The sequence below is a fragment of the Marinococcus sp. LNHM4E3-1 genome (assembly GCF_056034405.1).
In genome coordinates, this window is the sequence record NZ_JBQLID010000011.1 from 53076 (window position 1) to 71892 (window position 18817).

The 18817-nt window shown below is 46.7% G+C and carries 19 protein-coding genes; 11 read left to right on the plus strand and 8 right to left on the minus strand.

Annotated features, from left to right (window positions below):
* Positions 1-110: 110 nt before the first annotated feature.
* Positions 111-257 (plus strand): hypothetical protein, encoded by a 147-nt coding sequence (locus tag ACTRXI_RS12240; protein WP_474262914.1) that lies wholly within the window; start codon positions 111-113, stop codon positions 255-257.
* Between the two features lie 111 nt (positions 258-368).
* Positions 369-1286, plus strand: coding sequence for a manganese-dependent inorganic pyrophosphatase (locus ACTRXI_RS12245; protein ID WP_474262916.1), 918 nt, complete (start codon positions 369-371; stop codon positions 1284-1286).
* Positions 1287-1338: 52 nt separating this feature from the next.
* Here ACTRXI_RS12245 and ACTRXI_RS12250 read toward each other — a convergent pair whose 3' ends face one another.
* Positions 1339-2208, minus strand: a complete 870-nt coding sequence (locus ACTRXI_RS12250; protein ID WP_474262918.1) for a DMT family transporter — start codon at positions 2206-2208, stop codon at positions 1339-1341.
* A gap of 81 nt (positions 2209-2289) precedes the next feature.
* Complete coding sequence (locus ACTRXI_RS12255) at positions 2290-3282, minus strand: YeiH family protein (RefSeq protein ID WP_474262920.1); 993 nt, start codon at positions 3280-3282, stop codon at positions 2290-2292.
* Between the two features lie 108 nt (positions 3283-3390).
* Here ACTRXI_RS12255 and ACTRXI_RS12260 point away from each other — a divergent pair, with 108 nt between their 5' ends.
* The gene (locus ACTRXI_RS12260; protein ID WP_474262922.1) at positions 3391-4263 is read left to right on the plus strand and encodes a LysR substrate-binding domain-containing protein; all 873 of its coding nucleotides are present in this window, start codon (positions 3391-3393) and stop codon (positions 4261-4263) included.
* A 167-nt stretch (positions 4264-4430) separates the two neighbouring features.
* Positions 4431-5075 (plus strand): FusB/FusC family EF-G-binding protein, encoded by a 645-nt coding sequence (locus ACTRXI_RS12265; RefSeq protein ID WP_474262924.1) that lies wholly within the window; start codon positions 4431-4433, stop codon positions 5073-5075.
* A gap of 47 nt (positions 5076-5122) precedes the next feature.
* Here the strand turns inward: ACTRXI_RS12265 and ACTRXI_RS12270 are convergent, their stop codons facing one another.
* Positions 5123-6022: a helix-turn-helix domain-containing protein gene (locus ACTRXI_RS12270; protein ID WP_474263001.1), complete on the minus strand. Its 900-nt coding sequence runs from the start codon at positions 6020-6022 to the stop codon at positions 5123-5125.
* Positions 6023-6196: 174 nt separating this feature from the next.
* On the opposite strand from ACTRXI_RS12270, the gene ACTRXI_RS12275 reads away from it, so the two are divergent.
* Positions 6197-6322: a hypothetical protein gene (locus tag ACTRXI_RS12275; protein WP_474262927.1), complete on the plus strand. Its 126-nt coding sequence runs from the start codon at positions 6197-6199 to the stop codon at positions 6320-6322.
* Between the two features lie 16 nt (positions 6323-6338).
* Here ACTRXI_RS12275 and ACTRXI_RS12280 read toward each other — a convergent pair whose 3' ends face one another.
* Positions 6339-6860, minus strand: a complete 522-nt coding sequence (locus ACTRXI_RS12280) for a gamma carbonic anhydrase (protein WP_322526227.1) — start codon at positions 6858-6860, stop codon at positions 6339-6341.
* Positions 6861-6983: 123 nt separating this feature from the next.
* On the opposite strand from ACTRXI_RS12280, the gene ACTRXI_RS12285 reads away from it, so the two are divergent.
* Both ACTRXI_RS12285 and ACTRXI_RS12290 read left to right on the plus strand, forming a co-directional pair.
* On the plus strand, positions 6984-7760 hold the full coding sequence (locus ACTRXI_RS12285; protein ID WP_474262929.1) for a lysophospholipase: 777 nt from the start codon (positions 6984-6986) through the stop codon (positions 7758-7760).
* A gap of 32 nt (positions 7761-7792) precedes the next feature.
* Positions 7793-8851: a tetraprenyl-beta-curcumene synthase family protein gene (locus ACTRXI_RS12290; RefSeq protein WP_474262931.1), complete on the plus strand. Its 1059-nt coding sequence runs from the start codon at positions 7793-7795 to the stop codon at positions 8849-8851.
* A 42-nt stretch (positions 8852-8893) separates the two neighbouring features.
* Here ACTRXI_RS12290 and ACTRXI_RS12295 read toward each other — a convergent pair whose 3' ends face one another.
* The 3 genes from ACTRXI_RS12295 to mnmL are packed head-to-tail and all read right to left on the minus strand — an operon-like array spanning position 8894 to position 11064.
* A complete protein-coding gene (locus tag ACTRXI_RS12295; RefSeq protein WP_091616611.1) occupies positions 8894-9457 on the minus strand; it encodes a beta-class carbonic anhydrase in 564 nt (187 codons plus the stop codon).
* Between the two features lie 6 nt (positions 9458-9463).
* Positions 9464-10099, minus strand: coding sequence for a tRNA 5-(aminomethyl)-2-thiouridylate-methyltransferase MnmM (gene mnmM / locus ACTRXI_RS12300; RefSeq protein WP_474262934.1), 636 nt, complete (start codon positions 10097-10099; stop codon positions 9464-9466).
* Positions 10096-11064, minus strand: a complete 969-nt coding sequence (gene mnmL, locus ACTRXI_RS12305) for a tRNA modification radical SAM protein MnmL/YtqA (protein WP_022795021.1) — start codon at positions 11062-11064, stop codon at positions 10096-10098. Before mnmL ends, mnmM begins: the two co-directional genes overlap by 4 nt.
* A gap of 366 nt (positions 11065-11430) precedes the next feature.
* Here mnmL and leuS point away from each other — a divergent pair, with 366 nt between their 5' ends.
* Complete coding sequence (gene leuS, locus ACTRXI_RS12310; protein ID WP_474262936.1) at positions 11431-13851, plus strand: leucine--tRNA ligase; 2421 nt, start codon at positions 11431-11433, stop codon at positions 13849-13851.
* A gap of 22 nt (positions 13852-13873) precedes the next feature.
* Here the strand turns inward: leuS and ACTRXI_RS12315 are convergent, their stop codons facing one another.
* Positions 13874-15169, minus strand: a complete 1296-nt coding sequence (locus ACTRXI_RS12315) for a BaiN/RdsA family NAD(P)/FAD-dependent oxidoreductase (protein ID WP_474262938.1) — start codon at positions 15167-15169, stop codon at positions 13874-13876.
* Positions 15170-15300: 131 nt separating this feature from the next.
* Between ACTRXI_RS12315 and ACTRXI_RS12320 the strand changes: the two genes are divergently transcribed.
* The 3 genes from ACTRXI_RS12320 to ftsW all read left to right on the plus strand — a co-directional run bounded on the left by ACTRXI_RS12320 (position 15301) and on the right by ftsW (position 18730).
* Positions 15301-15705 (plus strand): secondary thiamine-phosphate synthase enzyme YjbQ, encoded by a 405-nt coding sequence (locus tag ACTRXI_RS12320; RefSeq protein WP_474262940.1) that lies wholly within the window; start codon positions 15301-15303, stop codon positions 15703-15705.
* Between the two features lie 147 nt (positions 15706-15852).
* On the plus strand, positions 15853-17457 hold the full coding sequence (locus ACTRXI_RS12325; protein WP_474262942.1) for a putative polysaccharide biosynthesis protein: 1605 nt from the start codon (positions 15853-15855) through the stop codon (positions 17455-17457).
* 121 nt (positions 17458-17578) lie between these two features.
* Positions 17579-18730: a putative lipid II flippase FtsW gene (gene ftsW / locus ACTRXI_RS12330; protein WP_474262944.1), complete on the plus strand. Its 1152-nt coding sequence runs from the start codon at positions 17579-17581 to the stop codon at positions 18728-18730.
* Positions 18731-18817: the final 87 nt, after the last annotated feature.

Here is an 18817-nt window from a genome sequence, read left to right on the forward strand (position 1 = left end):
GATTAAAGAAATTACGTTTACGTTACAAGTGAATAATAAAACACAAAAATCATATTTGGGTTGATATGATAGTGTTTAATTAATTATTTCGGAGAAAAGAGGTCTGCAGTTTGCGAAACCCAATTGTATTAATGATGGTAATGGGTCTTTCTATGTTTTACGTTATTGTGCCGTTTATGAGTATTGAGCAAATGCCGACCATGCTGACAGGTGTGCAGCAGATTATGAAATCCATTACCTCCATCAGTTTTTTATAATATACGTGCCATACAGGCCTCTCTGCTTATCTGCAGGAGGCTTTTTATCATTTTAAAAAGAAAGAAGCACTCATTTAAATAAAATGTCAAAAAACACAAGGAGTAAGGTCTGTGCCGACATTTATTTTTGGTCATAAAAGTCCAGATACCGATGCAATTGCCTCACCTATCGCCTACGCGTATTTAAAAAAGAGGCTGGGCGAAGAGGTGCAGGCGGGAAGACTGGGAGAAATAAATAACGAAACCACTTATGCACTCAAATACTTTAAACAGAAAAAACCGCAATTAATTCGCGGGCTTAAAGAAGACACCCCGGTAATACTAATGGATCACAACGAACGACAGCAAAGCATTAATGACCTGGAAAGCTTTCGTATTAAAGAGATAATTGACCATCATAAAATTGCGAATATCGAAACGAAAGAACCGATATACTTTCGGACGGAGCCGGTAGGATGTACAGCGACAATCGTATACCAGTTGTACAGGGAAAACAGAGTTGAGATACCGGAAAAAGAAGCGGGATTGATGCTTTCAGCTATTATTTCCGATACCCTGTTATTTCAATCCCCAACTACTTCTTTAAAAGACAGGCAGGCTGCGAAAGAACTGGCAGCGACTGCCGGGGTAGAGATAAAAACATATGGACTCAGCCTTTTAAAGGCAGGTACAGACTGGAGTACGACGAATGATACTGATTTAATACAGACCGACATGAAAGATTTTGATATGAACGGCTTGAAGGTACGTATTGCTCAAGTGAATACAGTAGGCGCTGCAGCAATATTAAACCGGAGTGAAGGGCTGCTCGCAAAAATGGAGCAGGCTGTGCAGGCAGAAGCATTGGACCTTTATATATTAATGATCACTGATATACTGCAGGCGGGCTCCACCCTTCTTGCGGCCGGTACAATGAAAGATAAAGCCGGAGAGGCATTCGGGAAAAAGCTGCAGAACGGGGTGGTGGAGCTTCCAGGAGTGGTATCACGGAAAAAACAGGTAGTTCCGGGCCTGCATCAGAGCATATAGTATAAAGCCTCTTACTCAAACGAAAAGCAGCCCCCTTTTGGGAGCTGCTTTTTTAGGCTGACTGGCGCACGCTAAATGCAGTAATAGAAACAAGGATGATAACGATACCCAGGGCCTGAATGATTGTCAGACTATCTCCAAGCAGAACCACGCCAAACAAAGAAGCGGTGACCGGCTCTGCCATGGCAACCATTGAAGCAGTAACCGGAGTAGTCAGCTTGATACCGATAACGTACAGTACAAAGGAAATGCCTGCACCAACGAGCCCGAGCAGTAGAAACCATCCAATATCACTGGATGTTAAAACGGATACTGCTTCCTGTTGGTCGACAACCATCAGAAGAATTACACAAAAAACAAAAAAAGCGATCGTTAAAGAGGTTTCGGGTCTGCCGACTGCAGAGGCGTATTTAAATCCAAAAATAAACAACGCGTACGAAAGGCCGGCACTGAGGCCGGCAGCAGCGCCTGCAAGTGTAACCGAAGAACCGCTTGTGTCATAAGCACCTGTCAGGAGAAAAATTCCTACAAGCACTACTGCAATACATCCCCATTTGAAAAAAGTAGAGGGCTCCTGCTTTAGAAAAAAAGAAATCAAAAATACAAATATAGGTGCGGTATACATTAGCGTAGCAGCAATTGCTACGCTCGAGGCCTCGATACTAAGAAAGTAAAAGGTGAAATTGCCGGCGACGCCTGCCCCGGCAAGAGCGGCCCATATAAATAAGCGGGCGGAGGGTGACCCGGTCTGCCGAAGCCGTAGAAGGAACCATATAAAAATACAGACAAAACCTACAGCCCCCCGGTAAAATGAAATAACTAACGGGTCCCAGCCCTTATGTAATAGTATATCTGCCAATCCACCTGAAATACCCCATAGTACCGCAGCCATTACGACTAAAATCGTGCCTGAAAATTTCATGGTCAGCCTCCGCGGTAGTGTGAATATAATTGTTTACCCTTAAAGAAGCTGCTTCAAACAGATTTTGCATCAACGGTCAGTTTAAAGCATAACTTCAATAAGAACGTAGCCGAAAAAGGATAATAAAAGCGATCCGCAAACTGCCACGATAAACATCTTTGAACTAATGGTTTTAAAAGAGGCAGCAGGCATCTGCATTCCAAAGCCAGCCATAGCCATGCCAAGAAAAATATATGAAGCTGAGACCATAAAAGCAGCTGCCGAATCGCTGAGCAGATTAAAGGTATTGGCCAGACTCACTGCTAAAAATCCGAAAATAAACCATGGAACCGGAATTGTATGGGAGGCCCGCTTTTCTTTACGGCTTTGAAGCATGGCAACTACAAGTGCTACCGGGATGAGAAGTGCAACTCTCGTTAATTTAATGATCAGGGCGTGGTCTTCCGAAACTGTACCGCCGGCTTCAGATGCCGCTACAGCGTGAGCCACTTCATGGAGAGTTCCTCCGGATAAAACGCCATATTCATATGCATTCATCCCCAAAAACGGAAACAGAAAAGCATAGGAAACGGAAAAAAGAGTACCAACCACTGCGATAATCGCGATGCTCGCAGTAGTAGTTTTATGTTCTGCTTTTACAATCGGGGCAATGGCTGCGATAGCTGAAGCTCCGCAGATAGCTGTACCGCAGGCTGTTAACAGACTGAGCGTTTTATCTATCTTTAAAGCTCTGGCAGCAAAGTAAATGACAAAAAGCGCAATTAGTAACCCGGAAGCAGCGATAAAAAAGGCGTTAAATCCGGATTCGTAAATATCTCCTAAATGCAGGCGGGCCCCGAGGAAAATAATGCCGAGCCTAAGCAAGTGCCTGCTTGAAAAAGTGATTCCGGGGAGCGCACGATCGGGCACTCCTGCGGTGAAGCGCCAGCATACGCCTAAAAGTATTGCAGTAACAAGCGCGCCCATCGCTGAGAATGGAGCGGACTCTGCTAGTGCGCTGCTGAGCACAGCAGCAATAAACGTAAAGATAATTCCGGGCGTTAGCGTGGGAATGGAAGAAACAAATCGTTTCATCAGTCTTCAACTCCTAATCATTAACGCTATTGTACTCCTGCTCTTTTTATTATAAAAACAAATATATATAATGAAATTAATTAATATTATTAATAAATGGGAGGGCCTATGCATATTGACGAATTAAAAACTTTTTTGACCGTCGTGGAGGAAAAAAATTTCACAAAAGCCTCGGAGGTGCTCTCCCTCTCCCAGCCGACTGTAAGCGTGCATATAAAAAATCTTGAACAGGAATTTCTTGCTCCGCTTTTTCAGCGGACAACAAAGTCATTGATGCTCACAAGGGAGGGTGAGGTGTTTTTGGATCATGCCCGTCAGTTGATGGGCACATACGTCCATATGAAGGAAGCTATATATACGATGCACGAGGAAGTGAGCGGAACCATTCATATCGGGGCCAGCTTTACGATTGGGGAATACGTGCTCCCAAAAGTAATGGCCAGAATGCAGGGTGAGTATGAAGGGATTCAGTTTGAAGTGACTATTGCTAATACAGAGGAAATCATTCAGCTGGTCCGGACGCTGAAAGTCGATATCGGCCTGGTGGAAGGGCACAGCAGGGCTGCCGATATTACGCTGACACCGTTTCAGACGGATCGCCTGGCGGTAGTTAAGAATACATCCAATTCCTTTTCGCCTCGAACCCGGGAGGAGCTGCAGGACCAGAAATGGGTGGTGCGCGAAAAGGGATCCGGGACCAGGGAATCGTTTGATTATGTGATGAATGCAAACGGGATACGTATACGTTCACTTCTGATGATCAGCAGCACGCAGGGGGTTAAAGAAGCTGTTAAAAGCGGTCTTGGCTTATCTTTGTTATCAGAAGCAGCGATTGAGGAAGAACAAAAACACAACTCGCTGGAGCTTTTATCCATTGAAGGCATCGATGCAAAAAGGTTTTTTTCCTATGTACTTCCAAAAAGAACAGAGCGGACAAAAAATATTCAGTTTATGATCCGATGCCTGACAGAGAATTACTGACGTTTGTTGCCTTCTTTTTTATAGTTTTCTACAAAAACTAATTTGTTGTATACTAATACCGCAATCTTAGGGGAATTACTGATGATGGTTTTATATTCACCGCTGTATAAAGCATTCTGTTCAACATAAAAACGGAAGCTTACTATACTGAAATGAGGAATGGGTAAATGATTCAAATTGAACCATTTTTGCGCAATGATCAGTTTAATTTTATTAAAGAGCATGTATGGAAATTCGCCCATGCGCACGCTACAGTAAAAGATGCTGATGTAATCAGTGCATTAAAGCACAGTGCCTTTGATCAAATTATTAACAGCTTTCATTCGATGAACGATGAGCAGGAACGCCTGTTAGAAAAGATTCTTTATGTAGAGGACAGCACTCAGGCAGAGCAGATGCTCGGTGAGTTGAAAATGTATGTTGTTCCATTCCCGGCTGTAACTGTAGAACGGATTAAAAAGCTGTTTCCAAAGGCGAAAAAGCTGACAATGCCATCATTGGAAGATGAGGAACTGAAAAATATATCTTATCTGGGCTGGAATGACATCCGCGCAGAACGAAAATATATTATTACTACGGACCAGAGGAGATTGACGGGTGTGTTTGGGACATTTCGGAATACTCCTGGAAAAGGCATCTGTACGATCTGCAGCAAACAGGAAGAGACAGGGCTTTTTATGGCAGTAGTGAAGGCCGGAAAAGAAACATATACGAGCCGGGGCAACTATATCTGCCAGGACAGTCGCAGGTGCAATGAAAATATTACGGATCTCCGGCAGCTTGAAACGTTCATGTACCATTTGAAAAAGTGAATACTATAAAAGCCGGGGTAAGGAACGTTTCCCCCGGCTTTTATATATTATTGCAGTGTATGCAGATGAATGGTCCCGTCTCTTGTATAATCGTCGATTTCCTGACGGATGTGGTCTGCGAGGCCGATTTGCTTCATCGTATCAAAGATGGAACACGCCTGATCCCAGTCCTGAAGAGCGGATTCATCAAATCCCAGCACCAGAAGGTTTTGTCCCCGCTGATAAAGCAGTTCCCCTAAAACGTAGCTGTTCTGAAGGTCAATGCAGCGGTTGATTCCCTTTGAACACCAGTCGATGGATTGCTGGTAAGCACCCTGATAGGTCAGCGCTTTAGTTAAAGTATATGTCAGCTTTAATTCAATGTATTTATTCTCCGGGTGCACCAGGCTCTGATGGTCCTGCAGCGCTTTCCGGCATACGTCCGCAGCTTTTTTGTATTCGTGTTCAAGGTTGTAAATAATCGCCATGGCGTTTATGATTTCACCCTTACGCTCCGTATAAATTCCTTTGTGGTACGCATCGAGGGCAGAAGAAGCCAGTTCGAGAGCCCGCTCCGGATCTTTGTCCAGTTCGTAGGCGCAAATAGCTTTATGCCAAAGCATGTACTGCTCATAATAGCCGATTTTAAAAATGGGGTTGTCTTCCTCCCTGGAAAGAAGCTCCCGCATCGAAACGTAATCATGCTCGAACCGGCACGTTTCAAGCATACTGAATACAGAGCGGACGTAGTCGCTGCGGTCTGTTAACGCTTCTTCAAAAAAGTAATACATGCTGGCTCCGAGCCGTTCAGCAATATAAAACATGGTGCTTGAATATGGAACGATGGTACCCTTCTCAATTTTACTGATCTGCGCCTGGGTACAAATATCTTTGGCAAGCTCCTTTTGTGTGTAGCCCCGGTATTTTCGCAGCTCCTGTATTTTATTTCCCACCCGTGAAAAATCCATCAATATAGTTCTCTCCCTATCTCTCAAATATTCCTATAATTATTTTACGGGAAGAAATCTGTAGAAAAAAGAGGAAAGTCTTAGGAAATTGATCGATTTTGAAGTCAGAAGCGGAAAACACTCTTTTTATAGTTCGAATATACTAAAACGAACATATAATAAAGAGGTGAAGAAATGAAAAAGGCAGGTTTATGGTATGCTGCGTTCATTGTAATAATGATAGCAACAGCTGCACCGGTTCAGCAGACAGCGCCGGTGGCAGGTGAAATTATAACGAGAGACATTCCACATCAATATTAAAAACAAGCCGCGGACATCATTGATGCCTGCGGCTTGTTTCTTTATACTGCTTGGCTTTCTCAACATATTCGAGGCGGATGCGCTCCATGTCTTCTTTGTCCTCTTCAGTGAGGTCACGAACGACTTTGGCCGGACGTCCAAAGGCAAGTACGCCGGCAGGAATTGTTTTTCCGGGCGGGACCAGGCTGCCGGCACCGATGAACGCTCCTTCACCGATCTCTGCACCGTCAAGCACTGTAGACCCCATGCCGATGAGTGCCTTCTTTCTTACAATGGCGGAATGAAGCATCACCTGATGACCGACAGTAACGTCGTCTTCAATAATCAAAGGATGCTTCGGGCTTTGGTGCAGCAGGCATTGATCCTGCACATTGACTCTGCTGCCAATCAGCGTAGGTGCTACGTCCCCGCGAATAACGGTGTGAAACCAAATGCTCGATTCTTCGCCGATGGTAACGTCACCAGTGATGACCGTGAAATCTGCTAAAAAAACAGTGGGAGCAATGGAAGGGTACTGGTTGTTGTACGGATAAATCATAAAAAACCCACACTTTCCGAAATTTATTCTGCATTTCTAATGCAAGTGTAGCAAAAATAATAGTAAAATAAAGAAAGATATATTTCCCGGGGTACTGGATTGAGGAAAAAGGGGGCGATAATAGTGGAAAAAAGATTAGTGGACCGCCCGCGTGGAGTTGTTGTGCTGGTTCATGGATCAGGAGAACACTACCGGCGGTATGAATGGCTGATCCATGTATTGAAGCGCCAGCATCTGCATGTGATAACCGGAGATCTGCCGGGACATGGGGAAACTGAAGGACGAAGAGGACATATAGACAGCTTCCGTGAATACACAGATACAGTATATGAATGGTACAGAGAAGCAGCTTCCTTTAAGCTGCCTATTTTTATGCTTGGGCACAGTATGGGAGGATTAATTGTCATTCGGGCGGTATCCGAGCGGTACATGCCAGTGAAAGGAATTATTTTATCCTCTCCGGCACTCGGATTATACGAATATCCAAACAGGATCCGGGAGCTCTCCGGGAGGCTGGCGCACCGGCTTATGCCGGGTAAACCTCTCCGGACCGGCATCCAGGCCGAGTATCTAACAAGAAATCCGGAAACAAGAGCAGAATACCAAAGGGATGAATTGGTGAATGATACGGTCACCGTCCGCTGGTACCAGGAAATGATCCGGTCAATGCGGATCAGTCTGGCGCAGCCGGAAAGCTTTCCGGATACTCCACTTCTGGTTATGCAGGCCGGAGAGGATTATATTGTTGATAAAGAAGCGACTGTCCGTTGGTTCAACCGGCTGCATACATCTGAACGGACGATCAAAATATGGAATAATCTTTATCATGAAATATTAAATGAGCCGGAGCAGGAACGAGTAGTAAGATATATCATTCACTTTATGAACCAGCATTCCTAATATGAACCAGCCAATCAAGGAGGCCTTTTGAAATGTCAGCACCAACGTCTATACCAACTATTATGTATTACGGAGTGAAGCAGACCCTGCCGGCTGCCCGCCAGTATTTAAGCGAATGGAAGCAGAAAGCAGAGCAGATCCCGGATAATTTATACCGCCAGGCAGCGCTTGAAGCAATTGATGAAAAAACCTTTCATTACGAAGGTGGATCGCTCTATGCATTGATTGCCCCGGAGCATATCCGGAGCGAGTTACTTCGTTTTATTGTAGCCTATCAAAATATCAGCGATTATTTGGATAGTATCTGTGATATGAGCCAGGAGGAGGGCGTAACCTTTTATCGTGATATTCATGAAGCCTTGAAGCATGCCCTGGATCCCGGAGCCAGTCAGCAGGATTACCTTAAAAAGAAAAAAGGGGACGGGGACGGCGGCTTTTTAAAAGACTTGGTTGAAACGTGCCAGTCTGCTCTGCAGAGCTTTCCGGGCCTTTCTGGTGCTCAGCCGTATATGGAGGAGCTGTCCATGTATTACAGGGAGATGCAGATATACAAGCATATTGATGTCAATGAGCGTGAAGCAAAGCTGATAGAGCTTTATGAGCACTTTAAAGACCGGATTCCGCCGATGGCCTGGTATGAATTTTGCGCTGCGTCCGGATCGACGCTCGGTATCTATGCACTGGCCGGGTACGCTGCCCGTTCGCCGCTTGCAGAGCTTCAGGCGAAATCGATTAAAGAAGCCCATTTTCCTTATGTACAGGGAATGCACATTCTGCTTGATTACTTTATTGATCAGGAGGAAGACGTGGAGCAGGGCTCTCTGAATTTCACCGAAAAATACGCCTCAGCCGGCCATATGATGTCCCGACTGGAATTTTTCAAGTCCGAGGCCGACAAAAAAGTAGCCAAGCTGCCGGAGGCCGGGTTTCATAAACAACTAAACAAAGGTCTTCTCTCCATTTATTTGTCCGACGAAAAAGTACAGGCAAATGAAACAATGAAGCAGCAGGCAAAGCACCTGCTCCGCTTTGGCGGCATCACCTCGCTTATTTACTATTGGAACTCGTGGATGTACCGGAAAAAAATATAAACAAAGAACCGCCTCTTCCGAAAAAGAAAAGGCGGTTCTTCTTTACATATCAGCCGTATCAAGCGACGTCAGTTCTCCGGTCTCCGGGGAAATAACAAGGCCGTGCACTGGGGTTCCCGGTGGGAGAAGCGGATGATTTCTCATAACCTGGACCGATTGATGCACATTGTCCTCCACATCCGAAAAGCCGCGCAGCCATTCGTGCACGGAGACTCCCTCAGCATGCATCACTGCCTCTGCATCGGATGAAACTCCGCGGTCGTACGCTTTTTCAAGCACCTGGCCGGCCTGAAGACCAGTCATGCCGCATCCGTAATGTCCGACGATCAGAACCTCTTCTGCTTTTAATTCGTATAAGGCAACCAGAATACTGCGGGTAATACTATCATATGGATCCGTAATCATTGCCCCGGCGTTACGGATCAGCTTTGCATCCCCATTCTGGATGCCCATAGCTTTAGGGAGCAGTTCAATGAGCCGGGTATCCATACACGTTAAAACGACGATACGCTTATTTGGGAATTTATCCGTTTGAAAAGCTTCATATTCTTTGTTTTGAACAAACTGCTGATTGTGCTCTAAAATAGATTTCACCACTTCTGACATGATTCATCATCCCTTCGTAGATATATGTGAATAAGCTTGAACTAATTTGGATAAATAAGGAGTTTCTTCTGCTGTTTTTTCAAAGGTTAACACATAGGGGGGCGTCTTTTCCTGAAATTCCAGGCTGTACCGCAGCACCCGTACTTCGTCTTCCGAAAATTCAGCAGCAAGGTTCTCAACGGCTGTACGTTCTGCATTTCCTCCCGGGTGGCCGTGGTAAATGACCACGATAACCGGAACGCCTGACGGGAACGTATGAAGATAAGAAAGAACCGCTGCAGTTGTAGAAGAAGCAGACGTCACAATCTGTTTATCGCTCCCCGGCAGATAACCGAGGTTAAAAACGGCTGCACGGATGCTGGTTTTTTCCTCATCAGTGAGCAGAGACGCTGCGTATTCATGACTGCAGTGATGCAGCGTGACGTATGGCTCCAGGCTTTTCTTTTGTAATCGTGCGTATGTAGCCTGGATGGCTTCGCTTTGAATGTCAAAGGCATGCACATGTCCGGAAGGAGACACCGCGTCTGCAAGAAAGGCGGTATCCCCGCCATTTCCACAAGTGGCATCAATTACAGTGTCCCCGGGACGGATATTTTGTGCAATCATCCAATGGGCGAAAGCCACGGCTTTCGGCAGAGTCATAAAGCTGCCGGGGCAGGCTGATAATATTTTCCCTGCCAGCTGTGTCTGCGAACCTGTTCTTTATGAATTTCATTTAGTACTTCAAACTTGTTCACGCTCCACATCGGTCCGATAAGAAGCTCGGTCGGCCCGTCACCGGTGATGCGGTGAATGAGCATATCAGGCGGCAGAATTTCGAGCTGATCCACGACAAGACTGACGTACTCATCCCGGCCGAGAAACTCCACCATTCCTTTTTCATACTGCTTGACCATCGGTGTCTTTTTCAGCAGGTGGAGCAGATGAATTTTAATACCCTGAACGTCCAGGTCAGCCACGGCCTGGGCCGTTTCCATCATCATTTGATGGTCCTCCTGTGGAAGGCCGTTAATAATATGGGAGCATACGCGGATGTTATGCTTGCGGAGCTTGTCGACGCCTTCTTTATAGCACTCAAAGTCGTGAGCCCGGTTGATTGTTTCAGCAGTCGTTTCATGCACTGTCTGCAGCCCGAGCTCGACCCACAGGTAGGTGCGTTCATTCAACTCGGCCAAGTATTCGACTACATCGTCCGGGAGGCAGTCCGGGCGCGTCGCAATGGAAAGACCAACGACGTTATCCTGGGCGAGTACTGCTTCGTACATTTCCCGCAGTTCTTCAACAGGGGCGTAAGTATTGCTGAATGCCTGGAAATAACCAATGTATTTTCCGTTTTTCCATTTCTTGTGCATACGGTCTTTAATTTCATGAAACTGGGTCACCACATCGTCGGCACGGTTGCCGGCAAAATCCCCGGATCCTGCCGCAGAACAGAACGTGCAGCCGCCGTGGGCGACATTTCCGTCACGGTTTGGGCAGTCAAATCCACCGTCGAGCGGTACTTTAAAGATTTTATGGCCGAATGATTCCTTTAAATGATGATTCCATGTATGATACCGCTTCTCTCCCCAGACAAGCGGCTGTTCGTTAGATAATTCCGAGCTCATGAAGAGCCTCTCCTTCCATCGTGCATAAAATATTCTTTCTTATTTTAGCATGTTTTGCCTGTATTCCCAAAGTGCAAAGGAAAAGAACCACGTAGAAAGGCTTGACAGCAGGGGGATAAATTCATAAAATATCAAGTATTGAATATCGGCGTACTTTGTTTATCGTTATGCACCCAGCAGACGCTTGACGAAAACGGGTGAGCGAAGCGTCAGAGTCGGAAACGCACTTGAGTGGCGTGTGCGCGTCCCGCCGTTTGTTTCGTGGAATTTAAGCCTCTCGTCCCTGCTTTCCAGCTGGGAGAGAGGCTTTTTTTACAGATAAAATCAGTACAGATGCTCCAACTATTTAAAGGAGGAACGACAATCATGGCATATCCCCACCAACAGATAGAACCTAAATGGCAGTCATACTGGGAGGAAAATGAAATCTTTGCCGTATCCAACGCAGATACCGGCGCCCCGAAATATTATGCACTGGATATGTTTCCTTATCCTTCCGGAGCCGGCCTGCACGTAGGCCACCCCGAAGGCTACACAGCAACAGACATCACCTCAAGAATGAAACGCATGCAGGGCTACGATGTGCTGCATCCGATGGGCTGGGACGCTTTTGGCCTTCCGGCGGAGCAATTTGCACTCGATACCGGGAAAAATCCGCGGGAATTCACCCAGGCAAACATTGCCAATTTCAAACGCCAAATTAAGGAACTGGGATTCTCCTATGACTGGGCGAGAGAAATTAACACGACAGACCCCGATTACTACAAATGGACTCAGTGGATTTTTACAAAGCTTTATGAACACGGTCTCGCGTACATTGACGAAGTGCCAGTCAACTGGTGCCCGGCGCTTGGAACAGTTCTCGCCAATGAAGAAGTGATCGATGGGAAAAGTGAGCGCGGCGGACATCCAGTGGAACGCCGGCCGATGAAGCAGTGGATGCTCAAGATTACAGCCTATGCTGATCGTCTGCTTGAAGACCTGGACGGCCTGGACTGGCCGGACAGCATTAAAGAAATGCAGCGCAACTGGATCGGCCGTTCGGAAGGAGCAGAGCTGACCTTTCACGTTGAAGGGAAGGATCTTTCGTTTGATGTATTTACGACCCGTCCGGATACATTGTTCGGTGCGACCTACTGTGTGTTTGCCCCGGAGCATGAGTATGTAGAGGAAATTACTGCGCCGGAGCAGAAGGAAGCTGTAGAGAAGTACCAGCACGAGGCAGCTATGAAAAGTGATCTTGAACGCACAGAGCTGCAAAAGGAAAAATCCGGCGTATTTACAGGCTCCTACGCGATCAACCCGGTGAATGGTGAACAAATGCCGATCTGGATTGCTGATTACGTTCTCGCTACATACGGCAGTGGAGCGATTATGGCTGTGCCAGCGCATGATGAGCGGGACTACGAATTTGCGAAAACATTTGATCTTCCGATTGTGGAGGTAGTTGAAGGCGGAGACACATCCAAAGAAGCGTATACTGAGGACGGACCGCACGTAAGGTCCGAGTTTCTGAACGGTTTATATAAAGACGAAGCTATTGGAAAAATGCTCGAATGGCTTGAAGAAAAAGATATTGGCCGGAAAAAAACAACCTACCGTCTGCGTGACTGGCTCTTCAGCCGCCAACGGTACTGGGGAGAGCCGATTCCGGTTATTCACTGGGAGGACGGTTCGATGACGACGCTTCCGAAAGAAGAACTGCCGCTCGAGCTTCCGGAAATGGATGAGTTCCGTCCTTCAGGCACCGGCGAATCGCCGCTTGCCACCAATACGGAATGGCTGGAGGTCACTGACCCGGAAACAGGCATGAAGGGACGCCGGGAAACAAACACTATGCCGCAGTGGGCCGGCAGCTGCTGGTACTTCCTGCGTTTTGCTGATCCGGATAACGATGAAGAGCTTGCTTCCAAAGAAGCGCTTGAGAAATGGCTGCCGGTTGATTTATATATCGGCGGCGCGGAACACGCAGTGCTTCATCTGCTGTACGCACGGTTTTGGCACAAGTTTTTATATGATATCGGAGTAGTACCTACAAAAGAGCCGTTCCAGCGGCTGTACAACCAGGGAATGATTCTCGGGGAAAACAATGAAAAAATGAGTAAATCAAAAGGGAATGTCGTGAACCCGGATGAAATTATTCGTACCCACGGGGCAGATACGCTGCGGTTGTATGAAATGTTCATGGGCCCGCTTGACGCTTCAATTGCCTGGTCCAACAGCGGCCTGGACGGAGCGAGACGTTTCCTGGACCGGGTCTGGCGCTTAATTGTAACCGACGAAGGCTCTATCCGTCCGGAGATTCGGGAGGAGGAAGCATCGGAATCGTTTGCACGTACGTATCATCAGACGGTGAAAAAGGTCACCGAAGAATTCACTGAACTGCGGTTTAATACCGGTATCAGTCAGCTGATGGTCTTTGTCAACGAAGCGAACAAGCAGGAGACACTGCCGAAACAGGAATTAAAAGGGTTTCTGCAGCTGTTGAGCGCTATCGCTCCTCACCTGTCCGAAGAGCTGTGGAGCCGTCTCGGGGAGGAGCGTTCGATTTCACGAAGCAACTGGCCAGTACACGATGAGCAAATGCTTATTGAAGAGGAAGTTGAAATAATCATTCAGGTTAACGGGAAGCTCCGGGCAAAAGCAGTTGTCCCAAGAGATGCTGACGAGAAGGACCTTGAATCAACGGCCATGGAACAGGAAAAGATTGTGCAGGAGCTTGAAGGGAAGACAGTGCGAAAAGTCATTGCCATTCCAGGGAAGCTTGTAAACATTGTAGCTAATTAAAAAAAGCTGGCCGCATGAGCGGTCAGCTTTTTGAATAGGAAGGAGGCGTTTCGGATTGCGCAGTTAGCTGCTCGGATGCCGATTTTCCAGCGATATAGCCGGTGGAGAAGGCACAGGTGATGTTAAAGCCGCCAGTGTAGCCGTGAATGTCTAAAATTTCCCCGCAGAAAAATAATCCGCTTTTCAGCCTGGATTCAAGCCGTTTTGGAAACACTTCTTTGATGGACACCCCGCCGCCGGTTACAAATGCTTCTTCGATGGAAAGCGTTCCATCTGCCGGAAAACGAAAATCGGTAAAAAAGAGAGCAAGGGCACGCAGTTTTTTATTCGCTGCCTCACCGATGATCATGGTGCTGGAAATACCTGCTTCCTGCAGGAAAAACATCAGCAGTCGTTCCGTGGTAAGACCCTTCAGGGCATTTTTAACCGTTTTTGCTTCATGAGTTTTTTTCAGCGAGACAAGGCGCTGAAACATGGATTCATGATTTTCCTCGGGATATAGGGAAAGGCTGAGCTCTATCTGATCAGCTTTGTATTTTCTTAAGGCTTTCACCACATACTGGCTGCATCTCAGTCCGATTGGTCCGGAAACACCAAAATGGGTGAAAATCATGTCACCGGTATGGGTTTTAATAGCTTTGCCGCCCGGCCGGTAAACAGTAAGGGCAACGCCGGAAAGCGAAATTCCCTGAAGCGTGCGGTCCTGGATATAAGCGGCGGGAGAAGTAATAGGCACCTCCGTCGGATACAGCTCCGTAATTGTATGCCCGGCCGCCTCCGCCCAGGGATAGCCATCCCCAGTGGAACCGGTTTTGGGCACGGACTTGCCTCCGGAAGCAATAATAACGCGGTCAGCCTGAAGGTAGGTGCCGTCCTCTAAATAAAGCCCCTGGACCTGGGTATCGCCGTAATCGATGGAAGCGACTTTGGTATTGGTTCGTGTCTGGACCCCGAGCCGTTCCATTTCCTCAAGCAGCGTATTTACGACAGTAATAGCTTTATCGTTAATAGGAAACATTCGGCCCATGTCTTCTTCCTTCAGGTCGATACCAAGATTTTCGAAAAAGCGGATAATATTTTCATTATCAAAGATGGAAAACGGGCTGTGCATAAATTTGCCGTTACCGGGAATGTGTTCGATCAGCTCTTTTCGTTCCATGCGGTTCGTGACGTTGCAGCGGCCGCCGCCGGAAATGGCGAGCTTTCTTCCAAGCTTGGATCCCTTATCTATTAATGTAACATCGGCGCCGTGCTCTGCGGCAGCAACCGAGGCCATTAATCCTGCAGGGCCGCCGCCGATAACAATGACGTTCGTCATTTATTCATTCTCTCCTTACGAGTGCGAAGCATAGCTCATGAAGATTAAAATGCTTCGTAATCGGTTATAATAGCTGTATTGTATCATAAGAGAAAATTTATTTTTACACAAGGATAAAGGAGGCGGCTCCAATGCTGCGAAAGCTTGAACTATCTACAAATGAACATGCAGAAATGATAGATGTTACCGAGAAGATCCGTACGTATGTGAAGGAGGAGGGGCTCGACCACGGGGCGGTGATCGTCTATTCCCCGCATACGACGGCCGGAATTACTGTAAATGAAAACGCTGATCCAAACGTCCAGCGTGATATGCTCATGCGTCTCGATGAAGTGTATCCCTGGGAGCATGAAAAATATCGGCATGCCGAGGGAAACTCTGCTTCACACTTAAAAGCAAGTACGGTGGGGACGCAGCAGACGATCATTGTAGAGCAGGGAGAGCTCGTGCTGGGGACATGGCAGGGCATCTATTTTTGTGAATTTGACGGTCCTCGAAAGCGAACGTTTTATATTAAAGGATTAAGTGACGTATAATAAAAAGCACGCCCGTTTATCCAGAACGGGCGCTTTCTTTTGCCTCCGGTATTAATTTTCAGGCAAAGGGACGCCAGAATGGAAAATAGTATGGTAAAATTCGCATAGAAAGCAAAAGACGATTACACGATGGAGCTGAACATAAGAATGTCTGATTCAAAATTTTTGCGGGGAACGCTTCTTTTAAGCATAGCAACGTTTATTTCAAAATTTTTAGGAATGATTTACATATTTCCTTTCGCAGCCATGGTTGGCCAGCAGGGGATCGCGCTTTATCAATACGGCTACCAGCCGTACACATTAATGCTTAGTGTAGCTACGCTTGGGATACCAATGGCTATGTCAAAATTTGTATCCAAATATAATGCGATGGGGGATTTTGAAACAGGCCGAAGGTTGTTTAAGTCGGGTCTTTTTTTTATGACTCTGACCGGGATTGCCGCGTTCCTTATTTTATTTTTCGGTGCTCCGCTTATCGTAAATTTAATATCATTTGATTCGAGTGAAGCTTTTACGTCAGATGATATTGTATTTACGATCCGCATGGTCAGCTTTGCTTTAATGATAATTCCGACGATGGCAATCATGAGGGGGTTTTTTCAGGGCCACCAGTCGATGGGGCCTACAGCGGTTTCCCAGGTTATAGAGCAGGTTGTCCGTATCGTATTCATTTTGGCTATGGCTTTGTTTATTCTGTATGCTGTCGATGGAAATCTTGGAACAGCTATTGGCTTTGCCACCTTCGGTGCGTTTGTCGGTGGGCTGGCCAGCATGGCCGTACTGATTTTTTACTGGAAAAAAAGACAGCGCTTTTTGCAGCGGGAACAGGCTGGAAGCACGGTGTCGAGTGATCTTCCGTTAACAAGCATGTACAGTGAACTTATCCGGTACGCTCTGCCGTTGTCCCTCGTCGGACTGGCCATTCCACTGTTTCAGATGGTGGACATGTTCACCTTTACCCGGGCGTTGGAGCAGACCGGTGATTGGACGTCCGGGCAGATTCAGACCGCCTACGGAGCGTTCGCAGGGTCTTCACATAAGCTGATTCTCATACCGGTAGCAATAGCCACCGCAATGTCAATCACCCTTATCCCAACCATCACAAAATCCTTTACAGGCAATGATCAGGATCTGCTTCAGCGCCAGATTACGCAGACGTACCAGGTGATTTTGTTTTTATCGGTGCCTGCCGCGGTTGGACTGTCGCTGCTTGCAAGGCCAACATTTGGTGTGCTGTTTGGAACAGAGTCACTGGAAATAGGCAGCTACGTGCTGCAGCATTATGCGTATGCGGCGATCGTTTTCTCCCTTTTCTCGGTGAGTGCAGCAGTGCTGCAGGGAATCAACCGCCAGAAATATGCCATTGCCTCCCTGCTGCTGGGTTTACTGGTGAAAATTATCAGTGCGTATGTACTTCTTTTGCTTCTTGGACCGGTCGGTGGAATTTACAGCACGATTATTGGATTTACATGTGGAGTAATATTTAACGCCTGGGCGATTGCGAAGTTTACCGGTTTTCATTTCGGAGGCGTCTCGCGCCGGGCAGGTACAGTAGTTCTTCTATCTGCAGTAATGGGCGTTGGCGTCTTAATTACAAGAAACGGCATGGAAGTTTTATTTGCAGGAAGCGGCTGGGTGGATTTATTTATGGTGGAAATCATCAGTGTTGTTGTCGGTGGTGTGCTGTTTATGGCCCTTGCCATGAAAAGCGGCCTGGCGGAAAAAGTACTTGGAAAACGCTTTTCGGCATAGATAAAACTGCTGCTTTCTAATCTTTTGTTCAGGCAGGTATGGTGATATAATTAATACACTTTATGGAAATGAGACAAACGCATCAAGCCGCCCAAAAACAGCGCGGCATTAGAGGTGAAACATGAAAACGTGGAGATATAAAGATTACGACTGGCTCTTGATCGGTGCGGTCGCGCTCTTAACACTGTTTGGCATCATTATGGTGTACAGCGCAAGCTTTCCGCTCGGAATGAGGGCTTATGATGATGCGGCCTTTTTTCTTAAGCGGCAGATAATGTTTTTTATTATAGGAGTAGGTGTGTTTGCTTTCATGATGCATGTGCCTTATGAAAAGTGGAAAAAAACAACGCCTTTATTGATAGGATTATCCATTTTTTTACTTATGCTCGTACTTGTAATAGGTAATGAAGTAAATGGGGCGAAAAGCTGGATCGGCTTTGGCCCGATAAACATTCAGCCCGCGGAATTTGTAAAATTGAGTTTGATTATTTATCTGGCTCAGGTTTATTCCCAAAAACAAAAGTATATTGACTCGTTTATGAAAGGGGTCATGCCTCCGCTTGTCGTTGTCGCTGTGCTGCTTGGATTTATTGTGATGCAGCCTGACGTCGGGACAGCCGCGGCCCTGATGATGACAACAATTGTAATTGTCTTTTTATCAGGAGCAAAGTTTCGGCATATGTTTATGCTCGGAGGAGTGGCTGCAGCTTTATTTGCTTATATTGCGCTGACAGAACCGTACCGCCTGGCCCGGCTGGTATCCTTTATGGACCCATTTGCGAATGCAGATGCTGTAGGCGGAGGGAGTTATCAGCTGATTCAGGGCTACATTGCGATTGCCCATGGCGGGCTGTTCGGTGTGGGACTGGGAGAGAGTGTGCAAAAAATGAATTATCTTCCCGAGGCGCACACAGACTTTATTATTCCTATCATTGCCGAAGAGCTCGGGATTTTCGGGGTTCTGCTTGTAGTAGGTCTGTTGGGTGTTATCGCCTGGCGGGGCATAAAAATCGGGCTTAATGCTAAAGGACAATTTGGCACTCTTCTCGCTTTTGGTATTGTTTTTCAGCTTCTCAGCCAGGCTGTTATTAATGCTGGAGCCGTAGCGGGCATGATGCCGATTACCGGCCTTCCATTTCCACTTCTGAGCTACGGAGGCTCCTCTTTGTTGATAACGCTGGCGATGCTTGGGCTTTTGGCAAACATCTCCAGAAATAACAACCGGCTTGCCCGGGTACAGAATCAGGGGATCAATAAACCAACTTCCGCATAATGTAAAGAGACGTTGTTAACAGCAACGTCTCTTTTTCAGACTGGAGGACGGGCACCTGCTTTGAGGTGTTAAAGGAAACTCATCGAA